Source organism: uncultured Ruegeria sp. (assembly GCF_947489545.1).
Taxonomy (GTDB): Bacteria; Pseudomonadota; Alphaproteobacteria; order Rhodobacterales; family Rhodobacteraceae; genus Ruegeria.
The window spans coordinates 1-17,289 of the sequence record NZ_CANLDZ010000042.1 but is presented as its reverse complement, the minus strand read 5'-3'; the positions used below and the strand labels follow the sequence as shown (position 1 = coordinate 17,289).

At 57.3% G+C, this 17,289-nt stretch carries 15 protein-coding genes and 1 pseudogene; 3 read left to right on the top strand and 13 right to left on the bottom strand.

The genetic code is table 11. From position 1 onward, the window contains the following. Positions 1-254 precede the first annotated feature (254 nt). The 10 genes and pseudogenes from Q1B13_RS26020 to Q1B13_RS25975 form a co-directional block, all read right to left on the bottom strand. Positions 255-485 (bottom strand): hypothetical protein, encoded by a 231-nt coding sequence (locus Q1B13_RS26020; protein WP_299085718.1) that lies wholly within the window; start codon positions 483-485, stop codon positions 255-257. Between the two features lie 112 nt (positions 486-597). Then, positions 598-753 (bottom strand): hypothetical protein, encoded by a 156-nt coding sequence (locus Q1B13_RS26015; RefSeq protein ID WP_299085720.1) that lies wholly within the window; start codon positions 751-753, stop codon positions 598-600. Positions 754-818: 65 nt separating this feature from the next. Beyond that, positions 819-1,625 carry a hypothetical protein gene (locus Q1B13_RS26010; RefSeq protein ID WP_299085722.1) on the bottom strand — a complete coding sequence of 269 codons (807 nt, stop codon included), beginning with the start codon at positions 1,623-1,625 and terminating at the stop codon, positions 819-821. Next, the gene (locus Q1B13_RS26005; protein ID WP_299085724.1) at positions 1,609-2,883 is read right to left on the bottom strand and encodes a nitrate/nitrite transporter; all 1,275 of its coding nucleotides are present in this window, start codon (positions 2,881-2,883) and stop codon (positions 1,609-1,611) included. Before Q1B13_RS26005 ends, Q1B13_RS26010 begins: the two co-directional genes overlap by 17 nt. A 5-nt stretch (positions 2,884-2,888) precedes the next feature. Next, entirely contained in the window at positions 2,889-3,713 is an 825-nt protein-coding gene (locus Q1B13_RS26000) for a trans-aconitate 2-methyltransferase (RefSeq protein ID WP_299085726.1), read from the bottom strand. After that, positions 3,713-4,813, bottom strand: coding sequence for an NAD(P)-dependent oxidoreductase (locus Q1B13_RS25995; protein ID WP_299085728.1), 1,101 nt, complete (start codon positions 4,811-4,813; stop codon positions 3,713-3,715). Before Q1B13_RS25995 ends, Q1B13_RS26000 begins: the two co-directional genes overlap by 1 nt. Positions 4,814-4,829: 16 nt before the next feature. Further along, positions 4,830-5,234 carry an adenosylmethionine decarboxylase gene (speD, locus tag Q1B13_RS25990; RefSeq protein ID WP_299085730.1) on the bottom strand — a complete coding sequence of 135 codons (405 nt, stop codon included), beginning with the start codon at positions 5,232-5,234 and terminating at the stop codon, positions 4,830-4,832. Next, positions 5,221-7,197, bottom strand: a complete 1,977-nt coding sequence (locus tag Q1B13_RS25985; RefSeq protein WP_299085732.1) for a radical SAM protein — start codon at positions 7,195-7,197, stop codon at positions 5,221-5,223. Before Q1B13_RS25985 ends, speD begins: the two co-directional genes overlap by 14 nt. 390 nt (positions 7,198-7,587) lie before the next feature. Beyond that, a pseudogene (locus Q1B13_RS25980) lies at positions 7,588-11,595 on the bottom strand (strawberry notch-like NTP hydrolase domain-containing protein). A gap of 660 nt (positions 11,596-12,255) precedes the next feature. Further along, complete coding sequence (locus Q1B13_RS25975) at positions 12,256-12,804, bottom strand: hypothetical protein (RefSeq protein ID WP_299085734.1); 549 nt, start codon at positions 12,802-12,804, stop codon at positions 12,256-12,258. A 221-nt stretch (positions 12,805-13,025) separates the two neighbouring features. Here Q1B13_RS25975 and Q1B13_RS25970 point away from each other — a divergent pair, with 221 nt between their 5' ends. The 3 genes from Q1B13_RS25970 to Q1B13_RS25960 all read left to right on the top strand — a co-directional run bounded on the left by Q1B13_RS25970 (position 13,026) and on the right by Q1B13_RS25960 (position 13,881). Further along, a complete protein-coding gene (locus Q1B13_RS25970) occupies positions 13,026-13,190 on the top strand; it encodes a hypothetical protein (RefSeq protein WP_299085736.1) in 165 nt (54 codons plus the stop codon). After that, positions 13,187-13,525, top strand: coding sequence for a hypothetical protein (locus Q1B13_RS25965; RefSeq protein WP_299085738.1), 339 nt, complete (start codon positions 13,187-13,189; stop codon positions 13,523-13,525). Before Q1B13_RS25970 ends, Q1B13_RS25965 begins: the two co-directional genes overlap by 4 nt. Positions 13,526-13,599: 74 nt before the next feature. Beyond that, positions 13,600-13,881: a hypothetical protein gene (locus Q1B13_RS25960; protein WP_299085740.1), complete on the top strand. Its 282-nt coding sequence runs from the start codon at positions 13,600-13,602 to the stop codon at positions 13,879-13,881. Between the two features lie 158 nt (positions 13,882-14,039). On the opposite strand, the gene Q1B13_RS25955 is transcribed toward Q1B13_RS25960, so the two are convergent. From Q1B13_RS25955 to Q1B13_RS25945, 3 genes are all read right to left on the bottom strand, one after another. Then, entirely contained in the window at positions 14,040-16,004 is a 1,965-nt protein-coding gene (locus Q1B13_RS25955) for a ParB/RepB/Spo0J family partition protein (protein WP_299085742.1), read from the bottom strand. A 428-nt stretch (positions 16,005-16,432) separates the two neighbouring features. Continuing rightward, the gene (locus Q1B13_RS25950; RefSeq protein ID WP_299085743.1) at positions 16,433-16,729 is read right to left on the bottom strand and encodes a helix-turn-helix domain-containing protein; all 297 of its coding nucleotides are present in this window, start codon (positions 16,727-16,729) and stop codon (positions 16,433-16,435) included. Further along, positions 16,726-17,085, bottom strand: coding sequence for a type II toxin-antitoxin system RelE/ParE family toxin (locus tag Q1B13_RS25945; protein ID WP_299085745.1), 360 nt, complete (start codon positions 17,083-17,085; stop codon positions 16,726-16,728). Before Q1B13_RS25945 ends, Q1B13_RS25950 begins: the two co-directional genes overlap by 4 nt. Between the last annotated feature and the right edge of the window lie 204 nt (positions 17,086-17,289).

Here is a 17,289-nt window from a genome sequence, read left to right as displayed (position 1 = left end):
TATTGGGGTGCGTGACGCGGTCAGAGCTAAACCCCCGTTCATACCGCGCCACGCTGTAACCAAGGGGGTATGGTTAGGTTTCGGCCATATGGGGATCGAAAGCCAATACTGATGCACTATTGTGGAATAGCCTATTTCTATCGCTGATAGGCAAACCGAAAGCCTGCCTGAACGTGTGGTGACCGGAAATTATGAACCGGAGGATTTGTTGACCCGGAGGCAGTAACAAATGCCACTTCCGGGTCTCTTGGGCCTTATTCGGCTGCAATCACGCCTGGCTCGTCCACAGCGTGGCCTGATTGGATTGCAGTGAGAACGCGCAGCGCCTGGCCTTCTGGCTCTGCTGGCACGAACACCCGGAGCTGGTACTGGTGGATCTCGGTGAAACAACCCAGCAACTTGAGCCAGGGCAGGCTGTCCTTCGAGGCTCCGGTCGGGTCTGATGCCGGAGGGGGCAGAATAGTACTGTAAGAAAAATAAATCACTGAAATATAACGGTTTTTCTAGGCGCCGCATTTGAAGAAAAATGCTTACAATTTAGTATGCTTAAGTGACTGAAATATATAGAGAAAGATTTCTCATCGTACTATTCTGCCCTCAGCCTAAATAACCCCAGCAGGCCAAAGCACGGGCCCGGATCACCGCGCGCAGCTGCGCCCCGTCGAGATAGACGCGGTTCCCCTCTACCACGATGCCCTGGCTGCGCCACATTTCCAATGTCTCGACGCAGGATGTCGCCCGCCACCTGCTCAATCCACCGGATCTGCGGGGTCAGCGCTGCCAGATAGCTGTCGCGAAAACATTCGCTGGTCATCTGCCTATTTGCGCCGCATCACCCAGGCAACGACGCCGGAATACAGCGGATCGCCCCTAATCGCGTGATAGTCACATTCTATAACTTCCAGACCTGCCTGCGTCGCCGCATCGCGGCAGGCCTCCACCGAAACATAGCGGTTATCGTGGCTTTCATATGCCACAAAATCGTCGCTGCGGATCCAATCTGCGCCCAACAGCATCCGCCCGGAGCGCGCGGCGGCGGCCAGATGTCTGAAACAGGCCTTGTAACCCTCCAGATCCGGGGCGATGCCGAAAATCGCATAGGCGGTGATCATGCCATAGTCCTGTTGCGCGATGTGGTCGGCCCAAGGGTGCAGCACATCAGCTTGCATATACTGCCAGGGCACCGCGCGGGTGCGTGCCAGTTCATCAGCGCTGTTTCCTGCGATGCTCAGCGCTTCGCCATAGCATGCAGGCACAGCATCAGAGGCGCGAAACCGGTCAAAAACAAAAAGCGCTTCAGGCACCAGATCGACACAGGTTACCGATTCGATGTCGCGAAACCCAGTGGCCCAGAACAGGGCACTGGTGCCTGAACCGATGTCCAGCCAATGCCCACCCGGCGCATGGCGCGCCGCCTGTGCAAGGATATGTTCGGTGCCCTGCCCATAGATAAAGGCGGCGTTGTAGTATTCATCCAGGTAGCGCTGGAAATAGGCTGTGCGCGCCGCGTCGGGCGTGACCTGCGCAAAGTCCAGCGCGCGGGCGTCGGTGGCATTGTCGAACCCGGTGCCGAAGTCGCGCAGATAGCCACCGACGGGATCACTTTCTTCAACTGCGCTGGTCATGGGTGGCGGTCCTTTCATGGGGCAGGGCGATGATGACAATCGCCAGGATGACCGTCAGGACGGCCAACCCGGCAAATACCGCAGGCAGGGTTTGAAACAGTTTGAGAATGCCGCTGCCGAACATATTGCCCAGCAGCGCGCCAGCGCCGACAAAGATATTGCCGACCGCAAAGACCTGCACCGCGGTGCGGCTGTCCAAGGCTTTGCTGGCATAGGCGGGGGGGAGGGCAAAGAACGGGTAGAAGGCAAAGCCAAAGAAAACAGCGCTGGTAATGACATATGCAATGGAATTGGCCAGATACATCAGCATGCAGGCCGCGAAGGTGCAGAACACCACCAGCAGAAAACACACGCGCACGTCACGCCTGTCGGCCAGATAGCCCACCAGCGGAGCCGCCACGATGCCCACGCAACCGTGCAGAAACGTCATGCGCCCGGCCAGCACGCGGGCGACCTCAAGGTAATCGCGGATCAGGGCGGTAAAGAAGGTCTGATAGGAGATCGTCACCGCCGCCCCCAGAATCATGATCAGCCACAGGTGCATCGCCACCCTGAGCGTCGCCCGATTAAACCGGGCGATCCCGGCCCCGATGGCCATTGTCGGGGCACCCGGGGCGGCGGCAGCCGCGGGCGTGCTGATGTCGTCGACAATCTTCATCAGGCGGAACAGGACAATGCTGAGGACTGTGAACACCAGCACCGCCGTGCCGGTCCAGAGCCAGATACCCCGCCAGCCGAGATCATCCTGCAGCAGCGGCACCACTTGGCCGTTGATAATCGCACCATAGCCACCGCTGCCTGACAAAAAGCCAAAGACCATGCCGCGCCGGGCATAGGGGATGAACCGGCGCACCACCGCCACCATCGGCACCCAAGTCGCCGCCGGTACAAAGCCGATCAGCAGCATGACAACCGCCGCCTGTAGCGGCGTCTGTACATAGGATAGGGCCATCAGGAAAAGCCCGCAAAACAGCATCGCTCCGCAGATACAACGCAGTTCTCCGACCCGCGGGGCCAGCAGGCCCGACAGCACCGAAGAGGCGATAAACCCCGCTTGAATGCCCGCTGCGATATAGCCCATCTGCGCATAGCTAAAGCCGAGTTCGAGTTTCATGTCCGGGCTGAGCACCGGGAACAGGTAGATCCCGAAACCATAGGCAAAGGCGAGAAAACCGCTAAAGATCACCGTGATCGCCATGCCCGCTACGCCGAATACCTGCTGCGGTTCTGCCGTTGCCTGAATGCCGGGGCTATCCATATCGTTTACTCTAGAATGCAGCAGATGCGCGGGGCGTCTGCGGTGAAGGATGACCTGTCATAGTCACCGTAGACGGTGGTGCATGTCAGACCGGTTTGTGCCACCAGCGCCTTCACCGCAGGCAGATCGTAGCGGCGCAGGGCAAGGCTGGCCTCGAAACGTGCCGTTTTCTCTGCCTCCTCGGTTTCGATCTGATAGCTGAGTTGGAACCGGCGATCGCCATTCGGGTCTGAATACTGCGTCACATGGCGCAGCAACAGGCCCGCGCCATACGGTTGGCGGCAATCCAGATAGGGCTGCCCTTCGGTCCGGCTGGTATCGTAGTAATTCAGATCGGAACGCGCGGCGGGGCAGTCAAAATTGGCGATGTCCAGCACAATTTGCCCGCCGGGCGCCAGCGCCTGTTTCATCGAGGCCAGACAGGCCAGTGCCGTCGCAACGTCGGGCAGCATCTGAAAGGCCTCACGCGCAACAAGGATGCGGTCGAAGGGCTGGTCGAATGCCAGATCCGTCATGTCGCCCCAGACCGAAACCGGTGCGCGGCCCGCCCCGGCAATACCCTCAAAACGTGCGCGCGCTGCCAGAACCATTTCCGGTTCGATGTCGACACTGAAGGTCGCGCAGTCCGGGCGCGCCTGATGCAGCGCCAGCGCCGTGGTGCCAGTGCCGCCGGGCAGAACCATGATGCGCTGACTTCCCGACCCGATCATCGACGTCAGAAACCCGTGATCACGGGTTTCTGAATATTCGATATCGTAGAACTGTGCGCGGTTTTCATAGCCCAGCGATGCATGGGTCATCTGCGCGGCATCAACCTGATCCGCGCCCATCACACCGCCTTGAGCATGTTGAACGTATCGCGGAGCAGGGGATGCACAAACTGGCCGCCCTGAATGATCATGCCACGCTTGGACACCGGATCGGGCTGGCCCTCGAAAATCGCCGCACCCATCTTTTGCAGGTAGGGCAACATGTTGTGGCTGGCCGCCTGACTGGCAGTGATCGGCACCGTGGCGGGCAGTGCATCAATTAGGATATGCTGCACGCCATGCACCTTATAGGCCGGTTTCTCGAAGCTGGTGAAGTCGCTGCCGGTGGGCAGATAGCCCTCGCCATAGCCGCAGGTCACATCCACGATGACCGAACCGGGTTTCATCTGCTGCACCAGCGCGGGGTCAATCATTGTCGGGGTGTCATAGGTCGAGATCAGGATTGCCCCGATCACCAGATCCGCCGCCTTGACCTGCACAGCCAGCGTATCGGGATCGTTCAGCAGGCATGTCACCCCCGCCGGCATCGAGGCGGCGAATCGGCGCAGCCAATAGGGGTTGGTACCGAACACCGTGACCTCACAGCCCAAGCTGGCCGCCATACGCGCGGCGGCGCCGCCCACATTGCCATAGCCGATCACGACCACGCGCGGGCGGTCGGCACCGGGAATATCGGCCAGAAGCGTGCCGCGCCCACCCTGGTGCGACAACAGGTGATAGGCCCCTTTCAGTACCGCCAGTTTGCCCGCGATTTCATTGTCGCAGACCGGCATCGGGAAATGGCCGTCATCCAGTTGGAACAGTTCATAAGAATAGGCCGTGGCCTGGCTGCGCGCCACGGCTTCGGACAGAGGCAAAGAGCCCTCGGCGTGGAAATAGGCGGCGATATGGGTGTCGGCTGTCAGAAAGTCGGTTTCCTCAACGCTGGGGCATTTGTATTTCACTACAAACGGACTGGCTCTCCAGGCGGTTTTGGTATCGACGATGCGCGCTCCGGCAACTTCGTAATCCTTGTTCGAGGCGTTGGCATGAACGCCTGCATTTTCCTCGACGAAAACATCATAGCCTGTCGATACAAAGGCATTGACCTCGCGCGGCATCATCACCACGCGCATTTCACCCGAGCGGGTTTCCTTGATAACGGAAATGGATTTGGTCATCGTGGTCTCCCCTTGCCTATGCCTTGAATTCAAGCATGCGTTTGATTTCGGTCAGCTTCATGCGATCAGCGTTGAACAGCTTTTTCAGAACCGGAACACACATATACGGGTCGCACTGGCCGCAGACATAAACATCGCAGGACGCGCGACGGTATTCCGACCAAGTGTGGATGCTGATATGGGATTCCGCCAGCAGACCGACGCCTGACACGCCACCCAATTCGCCGTATTTGCGGATTGACAGATCCAGCAGCGTCGAGCCACAGGCCTCCGCCGCGTCGCGCAGGGCGGCGCTGCACAACTCCAGACTGTCGGTGTTATCCGCATCCCAAAAGTCGATCAGAAGGTGCAGACCGGCCCATTCACCGTGGGAAGCATTGGTTTGCATCAGGGCCTTCAGACCCAATTCAGACATTTCCATTGTTGTCCTCTTCATATCGTGTAGTTTCGTTGGAATTTCTTACAGTGCCCCATTGCGCGCTGGTGCGGTCGTGGATGTACCAGATGTCGTCTTCGCTCAGATGTTTGGAAACGACACCGGGAAAGGCCTGTTCAAAATAGCTGTAAGGTGGGCGCACATCATGGCTGTCGGAATGGTAATCCAGCTGATTTTCCATCTGGTGCATCCGGGTGATCTCGGTGCCGGGGTGATAGGTCATGATATTCGGGCTGGCCAGATCCAGCAGTCCTTCGCGGATAAGCACGGCAACGCCGTCAATGGTCTCGTCGATGGTATCGCGGTTCTCGCCATCCAGACCGAACAAAACCGCCGATCCCACCTGGATGCCCGCCGATTTCACCAGCCGCAGCGAGGTGCGAATCTTGTCGATCCAGCGCATCTTTGCTCCGGCATCACGGTGTTTGTGGATCCGCGAAATCACCGTTTCCGCTAGGCTTTCGATACCGAAATACACATAGGTGCACCCGGCCTGCGCCATCACAGACAGCATGTCGCGGCCCTGTGCCTCGTCCTGGAAAGTCGACAAGAATTCCCCTGTCAGTTGCGCGCCCCATTGCATGTCGCTGAGGTTGGCCGCGCCCTGTTCAGTCTGAAACCCCTCCTGAGTGAACAGCGCGGCGGGCCCTTCGCGGCGTAGCCGGGTCTTGAGCGCTGTCAACTGCACCGAAAAATCCCGCATCGCCGCCATGTTGCCGCCGAACATCACGCTGTCGTCGAAAAACACCGCCTGCGCCCCAAAGTCCGCCAGTTCCTTCAGGCGGGTGATCATGGTGTCCGCCGGGGTGCGCGACAGCTTGTTCATCCGCCCCATCACGCCAATGCCTTCGGAACAAAAGGAACACTGATAGGGGCAGGCATCGGTGGTCAGCACATGGGCTGTGCGCATCACGGCACCGGAATCATCCATGAAAATCGGGAAATGCGCCCGGATGGCAAAGGCGTAATAGCTGTGCGGTACCTCAGACAGCGTATAGCGAGCGCCGCGAAACAGGATAGCCTTTGGCCCTTGGGGCGACAACCAGGTGATGAGCGACTGGCCACGCACATCGCCGTAGTTGGCCGCCATATACCGCAGGGCCGGTTCGATATGCGCCGGGTCGATGCGGCCCTGATCAGGATCATAGGCCAGCGACAGGGATTTCATCAGAAAGTCGAGGCAATAGGCACCGTCCCGCGATATGATAAAATCTACATCCGGCGTGCTGCGTCCATCAAGAATGGAACGCAGCGTACTGGAGTAGGAATAGCTGACCAGATTAGATTTCTTATCGAAACTAACGGTTTCATCCGCATGCCGACCTCCCATGATCACCACCGTATCAGGTAATACGGATTTAATTTCCCGGGCAATGGCCAGCGCATATCTATGGGCGCAGGACACGGAACTGATCATTACGATCACGGGTTTCTGCCAGGTCAGCAATTCGCGCAATTGCTGGCGCGACTCGGCATTCCAGGCGCGCGGGTCAAACACCGTCTGGTCTGTATTCAGCTTGTCCCAGCTTTGGTCGATGCTGCGTTTTGTCGAATTTCCTTGGGCGAGCCTGTAGGGCAGATCGGGCAGATGGCCTAGTTGCGGACAATGAGTAAGATATTGATCTTGATCGGAAAACGGATATTGGAATGATGGAAGTACCCCTGCGATCATCTTGGAAATACCCGCATAGAGGCAGACCGGATCACCGGGATATTCAATATTTCCCTCGTGGCTGATCATCGCGGGTGACAGAATCGACAACACCGGAAAGCTGCGATCGGCCCAAAAACCATCCTGAGCCAGTACGGTATTTTTCAGTTTAGATTGTGTACGATGGTATTCCTGAATGAGATTCTGGCGCAATTGCGAAATATGGTTTTCAAAGGCGGTGTCCAAATAGGTATCTTGCCCCGATACTGCCGCCAAAAATGGCTCAATGCTATACATTAACGACCTCTAAAACCCACTATTGTCTCGTGACGATGCGGGGCTTGCGAGGGCGACACTCATTAAGAAAGCAAGTTTGCTCATAGGTTTTCTTTTAAACTCACGTAATTCTCGGTGCGGCTCTGGGTTTGGAAGTTTTGGGGTTGCGTGACGCGGTCAGAGCTAAGTCCCCATTCACACCACGTCACGCTGTAACTAAGGGAGTATGGTTAGGTTTCGGTCAAATTGGGATCGAAAGCCAATACTGATGCACTATCGGGGAATAGCCGATAACTATGGCTGATAGGCAAACCGAAAGCCTGCCTGAACGTGTGGTGACCGGATATCATGAACCGGAGGATTTGTTGACCCGGAGGCAGTAACAAATGCCACCTCCGGGTCTCCTGGGCCTCATTCGGCTGCAATCACGCCTGGCTCGTCCACGGTGTGGCCTGATTGGATTGCAGTGAGAACGCGCAGCGCCTGGTCTTCTGGCTCTGCTGGCACGAACACCCGGAGCTGGTACTGGTGGATCTCGGTGAAGCAACCCAACGACTTGAGCCAGGGTAGGCTGTCTTTCGAGGCTCCGGTGAGTTCCAACCGCTGATGCCCGGCCACGCGGCGGCGCTTCAGGCTGATCCCACCACCGAGATCTGCGGCACGATCCGTATCCAACACAATCCGCAGCATGTCCGTTGGCGTAGCCGCATCAAGGTCCATAAACTTGCCGCGCAGGGCGGCCGCCTGGGTCTCGTCGATGGCGCGACCAAGCAGAGCAGGACCGTTTTCCGGCTGGACCCGGTAGATGCGAGTATTGTCGCCGGGGATCTCCGTCCAGATCGGCAGGATCAGACCGATCAGCAAGTGCAGCTGCTGCGTTTCTGTTTCGGGCAACTGCGCCACCTCCGCATCCCAGAGTGTCTTGAAGGTGGATGCTGCAGCAGGTTCCCAGGCAGAGCGCACATATGCTTCTTCGGTCAGGAAGCTCTTCTTTGCCGGGCGGATCATCCAACGCTCCAACACCATCTCACCTTCATCGCCATAAACCTGCCGCGGCCGCTTGCTGATCATTGCCACATTGCCCGAGCTTGCATTGCGCATGGGCGACAGGTTTGGGTGATCGTCGAGAACGGTACCGGCGCTTCGATAGGACATCCTGTTCTCGATCGTGATTGGCACCAACGAGGTGATAGCTCCGGTCTTGTCACACACGCGCAGCTCCTGTGCTGCGCCAGCCGTGATGCGATCGCCGCGCAGGGTTTCCAGGCCAACATCAAGCGTACCCGCTGCCAGTGCGCGCTCGGTGGCCAATTCGATCTTCTCCATAAACTCCGCAAAGATCGCATTCTGCATCGCGATCGGCAGGGCCAACACCCGGTTGAGAAAACGTTGGATGGGTGGCAACTCTTCCAGCATAACGCCCTCGGGTGTCGTGAGCTTCAGGCCGGTCCAGTTGGTGAACTCATCGTAGCTCATTGCGGGGCAATCGCCACGGACCAGATCGCCATAGAGGTTGCGGAGACATCCCCGCGCAATCGGGCTTTCCAGATTGTCGCTGGCCCGGAACATACCCTGAGATGCGGTTTCCCGCTGCCCCTTGGTCAGCGCGCCCAACGTGTCCAGACGCCGGGCGATCGTCGAGGTAAAACGCTTCTCGCCATGGACGTCCGATGTGCAGACCCGAAAAAACGGTGCCGATACCTGTGCCGCGCGGTGGGTACGCCCAAGGCCCTGGATGGCTGCATCCGCGCGTCATCCGGGCTCCAGCAGGTAGTGACGTCGACGTGCCTGGTTCTTCGCCGATTGCGCGGCGTGATAAGACCGGCCTGTCCCACCCGCATCAGAAAAGATCAGCACCACCTTGTCACCGCTCATGAACGCCTTGGTTTCGGCGGAATTGGCACTGGCGCCGCGCCGCTCGATCCGCAGATTGCCCGCGTCGTCTTTCACCGGGCGCTGGCTCCGCCCCGTCACTTCCCTGACAATCTCCGGACCAAAGGCCCACATGATTTGATCCAACGCGGAGGGAACGGCGGCCAGCAGCATAATCTCTTCCAGTGCCGCCTCCCGTAGTGCCACCGCTTCGCGCGAGATCACGAGCTGGCCCTGCTCGTCGCGCAAGGGCTGCGACAGGACCGATCCATCCTCCTGTTCAATGAGGACTTGCTGGGTGACCGGAAAGGCGCGTTCGAGGTAGCCAACCACGTAGTCCCGAGGCGTTAAGGCTCCCTCCGTCAGATCCTCGTCGGGATCGAGCGTTTCGAGTCGCCGCTTCAGCAAGGCCTCGCCGGTTGAGACGATCTGCACCACGGGCGCAAAACCCACCTCGATGTCCGAGCGGATCTGTTCGATCACGGCCGGAGCCTTGAGGCCCTGCAGAAGGTGGTTGAAGAAGCGTTGCTTGGTGCTCTCAAATGCGGAGATTGCCGCTGATCGGGCAGCCCCAGCCGCCTTTGCGGCACCCTCGCCGTCTGTGTTGGTGATCCCGGTCGCTTCCAGGGCCGCCTGCAGGTTGGTGTGAATCGTTTTGAACGCGGACGCATAAGTGTCGTACATCTCGACCTGCCCGGGCGTGAGGGCGTGTTCAAGGATGTCATATTCGACCCCTTCGAAACTCAGCGCGCGAGCCGTGTAGAGGCCAAGGGCCTTCAGGTCGCGGGCAACCACTTCCATGGCGGCCACACCGCCGGCTTCCATAGCACTCACGAATTGAGCACGGGACGGGAACGGATATTCAGGCCCCTGCCCCCAGAGCCCCAGGCGGGACGCATAAGCAAGGTTCGAGACTTCCGTGGCACCGGTGGCCGAAACATAAAGCACCCTGGCGCGAGGAACGGCGTTCTGCAGCCGCAGACCGGCCAGCCCCTGTTGCGAGGCTGCTTTCACACCGCGATTGCCTTTGCCGCCACCGGCATTCTGCATCTCATGGGCTTCGTCGAAAGCAATCACGCCATCGAAATCGTCACCCAGCCAGCGCAGAATCTGGTCCAGACGACGGGCACCGCTCTGGCCAACAGAGCGCAGGGTGGCATAGGTGCAGAAGAGAATGCCCTGCGAGAGATTGATCTCTTCGTCCGGCTTCCACCGGCTGATCGCGTGGATGTCGCTCTGGCCTCCGCCGATATCGGTCCAGTCCCTGACAGAATCCTCGATCAGTGTCTGGCTCTTTGAAACCCAACAGGCCTTGCGACGGCCTGCAAGCCATCCGGCCAGAATAGTCCCGGCCACCTGGCGGCCCTTGCCGCAGCCGGTGCCGTCCCCGAGAAAGTAACCCTGCCGGATCGCCAGCGCGTCTTCTGTATCGTCCGACCGGACCAGCGTGCCCTCATCGTCGCGGACAAACCGCCCCGGCAGATCCGTCGAGAACGAAGTTTCCGCCATAAGGATGGTTTCGAGCTGGGCCTCGGACAACACCCCCTCCGTGACCAGCTTTTGTGGCAGCGACAGCACCTCGCCTTTTAGCAGTGGCGGATGAACCGAACCCATGGCCAGGCTCTCGACCAGCGGTGAAGGATGCGGCTGTGAGCCCTCGATCGAGATCCGCTGTGGCGCGTAATTGGCATAGACATCCGATATGGGCTTGTTGGCTCGAGGCTCACTGTAGGTCTCCACTTTGAGCGGTGTGGTTACATTTGCGGTGACGCTGCTTTGACCCGGCAATATCAACTTCCGACCGCGAGAAGCGGGTTGTGCCGCAGGTTTAAGGCTGCGCGTGGGTTTCTTTGCTGCTGGGGCTGCCAGCTGCACCCGTGGTGGGCAAGCGTCCCGCAAGACCGAGAGAGCGGTTTCCAGATCAACGCAGCTGTGAACAGGGCAGTCTTTCCCCTCCCCTGCCCCAGATTTGTCCAGAACAAGCAGATCGGTGCTGACGGACGCGCCCATCTTTCGAAACATGGTGCGCGGCAGATGCAGGCGCAGGACCGGAGCGGCCTGATTGCAGATCCGACGCCACAGACCCGCATCTCCACTGGCGGAGACCGATGGCGGCACAATTGCAACGAGACGCCCGCCGGGACGGAGCGCCTTTAATGCCGACAGCACATGGCGCGCAGCAATGGTCGGGTCAGACCGGGTTGCGCTGGAAGCAAAGGGCGGGTTCATCAGCACGACGCTCGGGGCTGTCCCGTCGTCGATCAGATCAGCAATGAATTCGGCATCGTGATCTGTCACTGTCTGACCACTGGTCGCCTGCAACAACGCCCGGCGTTGCGGATCCAGTTCGTTGAGCAGCAGCTTTGCCCCCTGCCCCGCTGCCATGGTGGCGAGGGAACCGGTGCCGGCCGAGGGTTCAAGGACCAGATCCCCTTTTTGAATCCGCGCGGCATACGAGGCCACAAAAGCCAGGTCAAACGGGGTCGAGAATTGTTGGAGTTGAACCTGGCGCTCGGAACGCCGGGTTTCCGTGGGCAGGCGACCCATCAGCGCTGCCAGTTGCACCAAGGTCCGTTGCGGGTTCCGGATATCGATCTGCACGACACGACCCGCCGCGATCTGCATCAGGTCGAAGGCCAGGCGCCAGGACCACGCTCCGCTGGCATCGGTTCCGCCCAGACCCCGGGTCATCACGTCGCTCAGACGGCGGGTATCAAAGGTGTGGTTTTGAATTTCGGATTTCAGAGTTGCGATCAGCTCGCGGGTTTTTCCAGAGGGAAGCATCGGATTCTGCCTTTTTCCAAGAGTGAAAATCGGCAGAAAAAGAAGTCTTCTCTTACTTTTTGGGTTTTATGAGGGCTAACTTCAGCCCTTGGGACGATGGAAATTGGTGTCACGCACCCGTACGTGTTTCCGGATGCTATGGATCGTGAGGGTTTGGCCAGGGTAAGCGGCCCAGATACGGTCCAGCGCGTCCTCTTCACAGGGCCGTTTGACAATATGCTTTATTTTACCTGCGCGGTCCGCTGTGAACGTGATTTCAAAAAAGGTCACTTCAATGTGCATTCCATACAGCTTTCAGGTGATCAGTTGGTCGAGAAGGCAAACAGAAAGACAGTCTGGGAGTTTCTGGAGCTTCTCTTGGCCTCCGTGCCTTACAGCCTCCACACGCTCCTCACTGAAACGGCATCCAGTTCGCCTAAATACCTAACGTATAATTGTTTTTTTCACTGATCTTTTTGCGGGAGCTACTATAATTTGATAAGGAAGTATCTGCACCCCACGCGTTTCGATCAGGGTCTCACGTAGTTTGGAAAGAGCTTCTACATCCGGAACCCTCAAATACCGAGAATCCCCAACGGGTCCAGTTGCACGATAACTGGTTTTTCGACGGAAAGTCGTTTCTGTTGACCAAGTCCAGGACCCCTCCCAGTGAAAGGCTTTAATCCCCGACCTGTTTTTGACGATGGGAATTACCTCATCAACTGTGCAGTTCAGGACAAGAGTTTGCTGTTTATCTGTGAATTCAAATTTCACAACTTCAGGTACGGTAAATTCACCACGCTGCTTTCCCATCTCATATTTGCAGACAGTCGATAAGCCATGGTGGATGACTCCATGATACTCCATAAAAATAATGGGGAACTCTACAGGTGCGCCTTGAAACTGTACGAGAGGAGGTTCACTGCTGAAATCCGTGCAGGCAGTGAGTACACCAATCGTAAGCGCGCTGAGCACTGTTGTTGCCAGTTTCATTGTGTTTGTCCTCTGATTTTTGAGCACCCAAAAACGCCAATGCGGGTGCTGCTCGCACAGAACACTTTCTACACGGCGAAACCATAGTTTGGGCCTATTAAAAAATAGCGCCTCAACACTTCTTTACGCAGCAACCCGGTCTTACGATTTGCGCGTCGGCATCGTCGGTTACCGACCGCAAGTGGAACGGTGTCATTAGGTACAGGAAGAGATGTAGAGTCATGCCCGTAGATCCAAATGACAAATCCGCAGAATTAGCCAACGAGCGGGCGCACCTTTGGGCTCTGTGGTACGGTTTTCAAGATGCCGACGAGCTGAAGGAATGGGGCGAACAAGCCGAGCGTGAAAGACTGGCAGAGCTGAGTTCCAGGAAAGGTGCGGAATGAGAGTTTTTATTTTCGCTGTTATTATTGCTTTTTCCGTCAACACAGTAGCGGGTCAATCCAAATCGTCCGAAATCAACGGCATAGGCGCGCATAAGTGCCACTATCTGACTTCTAACTGGGGAGCGCCCGGTGTCCGCAATGCCCTGATCGACTGGGCAAACGGTTTCGTCTCTGGTTTGAGTTACGGCGCCAACCTGCCGGACAGAGGTTACACATACAATAAAATCGAGATTATGGCGCTCGAAGCAATGAATGGATGTGCTGTAGAACCAGCTTCAATGTTCGTCGAACAGTTCACAGAAGTTCTCGACGAATGGCTGTTGCATCGAAGGTAGCGAGACCGAAGTCCGCTATGGGTGTTATGGCCCATCCTGATTTATCGTAGCTGTTCCAAGAAAGGTGCTGAATAATGACAGGAAATAGTGTGGAAACCAGCGAACAGTGGCGGGGTATGACACCGGAAGCCCCAGAATCTTGGCTACTGCGCATTTATGATGGCCATTTGCACTATGAAATTTTGCAGAAGCAACCTGGCCAATGGGAATTGTATTTCGGAGACGGCAAAACGCGCAAGGTTGGGCAAGACAACGAGTTAGTTGATGTTTTTCCATCAGTGGAAAAAGCGAAGCAGCTCGTGGAGGGGCACGTCGCGGCTAGGCGATTGGCGTCAAAGCAACAACTTCCAGAATAGGTGCGGGCGAATGACCAAGGGTTCAGATGTGGATCTACATGTTTGGCTTGACGAAGATCAGGGCTGCATAAAGATGCGTGTCAACGGGTGTTAACCTCTGTGAATGGTGATCCTGGAAGCAAGCCGCCCAAATATTGGACGGCTTGTCGTATTGCTGTTTACTCGGCGGCGATCGCCACCTCGTCTGCGTCGTCTTCCGGCTCTTCCTCTTCGATCGGCGCATGTGCCATCAAATCCGGTGCCCAGGTGGTAACCGCTTCGAGCTGGCTCGGCGTCAGGGTGGCGAAGGGTTCGGCAAAGAGCTTGCCCATGTAGTCCACCAGTTTGGACTTTTTGCCATCCGAATAGACCGAGGCTTCGGACTTCAGACCAACATCGCGCAGGATCGTGATCAGGTCCGGCTTGGTGAGGCGCTTCAGGAATGCCTCATCGGGTGTCCAGACGTCGCGGATGTTGGGCAGCGCTTCCCGCTCGACCGCTTCGCGCACCTCATCGCGCAGGCCGGGGGCGGTTTTTGGCTCCAGCGTCTGTGCCACCGCATAGGCCAGCAAAGCGGCCCGTGCATCGGCCGACAAGGCCCGGAAGGTGGTGAAGCACTCAACCCCGGACAGTTCGAGCCAGTCTGTCTCCAGACCATCGAACAGTGTGGCAAAGACCTCCTCAATCTGTAGCAAGCTGCCTTCCGGATCCTCCGGGCCATAGCTGGCGCGTGAAGCCGATAGGGTGCTGGCATTGGCGATGTAGAACCCTGCCCCACCGAGGACCTTACGGATTAGCGTGAACTCGGCGTAGTCACGAGCAAGTTCCGGAGATTGCGCCAGGGCCAGCCCCATCGCGCGCGTGCGGACATGGGCCATGTCGTCGCTGAGCTTTGCCGATATCTTCGGGCCGGCCTGAGCGGTTTCTTCGTCGGTGCCACCTGCCGAGGTATTCGACGATGTACCTGTCGAGATCTTCTCGGGCACGTCCTCGGGTCGCACCATGCCGACACGATAATCAAGTTCGTTGCGCTCCCAGACCGCGATGACACCGGCAACCGCGCGATCCCCTTCACTATAACCAGTGGTGAGCTGCTCATACTCCGAAGTGAGCGCGTCATGCTGCTCATCGAGGCGGCACTCTTCTTCGTAGCTGTCAGCGGCCTCGCTTTCTTCCGCGATGGCATCCATCTGCTCGACTAATTTATCGGCCTTGGCTTGAGCTTTGTCGTCGAGCTCAATGGGCTCCGGGTACACACGCCCGTAATCGCTGAACGTGTCCCATTCCACTTCTGTGCGCGCTTCAGACCAGGCGAATCCCAGTGCTTCGCGTTTCTGTTCAGCCAGATCACCCAGCTTCTGGTCCAACAGCTTGTTGATCAACGTGCTGTCGGAAAGAATGCTATCCTCTTCGATCAGATCCGTGATCACTTCGCCGCCGGCTTCGCGGTATTCATCAACCACAAAAGCACCCAGCTTGTCGCCGATCCGCACAAAGCGGTTCTGGAACGCCGATCTGACACGCCAAGCATCGATGCGGCCGTATTCCTGCACCAATCCCACGAAAGTCTCCAGCTGCACCTCCGGATCGGGATGTGCCTCAAAGCGTTTGAGCGCCTCAAGACCCAGATTGCCCTCCCGATAGGCCGCGCGGATCTCCGGATGGATGTTGCCCAGGCGCAGCGCTTCGAGCACCTTGCGTTCCGGGATTGCAAATGCCCGGGCGATAGCATCAACCCCCTGCCCGTCCTGGTCGCGCATCGCCGTGAAAGCCTCGTAGCGGTCGAGCATGTCCATCGGCAATTGCAATGCGTTCTCCGAGTAGCTGATGCTGGTGATTGCGGCATCCTCTGCAGGTACTTCGCGGCAGGCGACTTTCATGGCCTTGGTGAAACCCTTGGCACTTTTGTCCGCGGCGAGCATGATCAGTGCAGCGCGCCGGCGGCGGCCAGCCACGACACCATAGGTACCATCCTCAAGCTGCTGAATGATCAGTGGTTGCAGGAGACCATGCGCCTGGATGTTTGCCGCCAACGGTTGGATCTGATCTTCGGAATAGCTGTCCGGCGTGCTGGCACGAACATTGCGCGGGTGCAGAACCAGTTTGTTGAGCGGGATCTGGGTGTCAGTGTATTGATGTTGCATGTCGTTTTCCTCTGGAAAAGTTTCTCGATCCCCTTCCGGGATCAAAAATTCCAAAGGCCCTCTTTCACTCTAAGAGGCGGGACGGTTCGGCTGGGAAGCATCGCAAGACGGAGGCACAACGGCAGGTTATTTCCCATCAGAGCGATACGTTTGACGGAGGTGCGACGTTTGACAATGGGACTGGCACCTCTATCCCAAAGATAGAAAACCCAGTGCGCTCAGCGCCACGGTGAAACGGGGTACCTCAGAACAAGGTTTGGTAGGGACTAGTTCGGCCTTTAGCTAACCGGTCGCTTACACAAGATGGTGGCTACTCCACTCGTAGCCTTCCACTTCTCAATAGTTACCAGGATTCAAAACCGTTCGAGCTTACGCTCTTTGTTTTCTGGCAACAGGCAGCTTGAGAAGTGAACAATTATGATAACAGATCAGGCCAAGCTTACCTGCAGGCGGCGGCCAACGGCCTTCGCAGCCTTGAACATGGTCCCCAGCGTGACCCCTTCATGCTCAGGGTCTAGCAGACGATCAATTTGCGCTCGGCTGGTGTTCATCTTCTTTGCCATAGCGGCTTTGGTGATGTGCTTTGCTTCCATTTCCTGCGCGATCTGGAGCGCAATCACACGCTTAATGGCGACCTCTGTAACTTCTTCAAGAATGCCTTCTTCGGCCAGAAAGTCGTCAAACGAAGCACCGACGGTGCCGATTTCCATTTCATTCTCACTCATCGTCTCAACCCTTTCTGCCGCTTAACTGCTGTATCAAGGTCATTCTTTGGCGTCTTTTGGCTTTTCTTGATGATCCCGTGCAGCAGGACCATCTCACCGCCATCTATACAAAAGAAAACCCTGGCGATCTTTCCATCCGACACATCGGCGCGAACTTCCCACAAGCCTTTACGATTACTAATTGGCCTGCAAACCGGCAGACCAACAGGCCAGCCAAATTCGACGGTCTTGATTGTTTCTCCGACTGACTTCTTATCTTCTGCGCACAATCCCCGTAGCCAGTCTAAAACTGGTGTTGTCCCATTCTCATTTTCGAAGAATCGGGCGGGGAGGCGTTTTATCTCTCCTGCGCTCATATGTACCTTTTTTGATACGACTGTCAATGCTACGCGCCAAAATGCGTCGTTACCGCGCGTCCTACGTCACTACTATACTATTGCTTCAAGTTCTTCCGAAGAGCCTTTCAATATCGGCAAGTTTCAATTCCACATAGGTTGGCCGCCCGTGGTTGCACTGGCCAGAATGAGGTGTTGCCTCCATTTCACGTAGCAAAGCGTTCA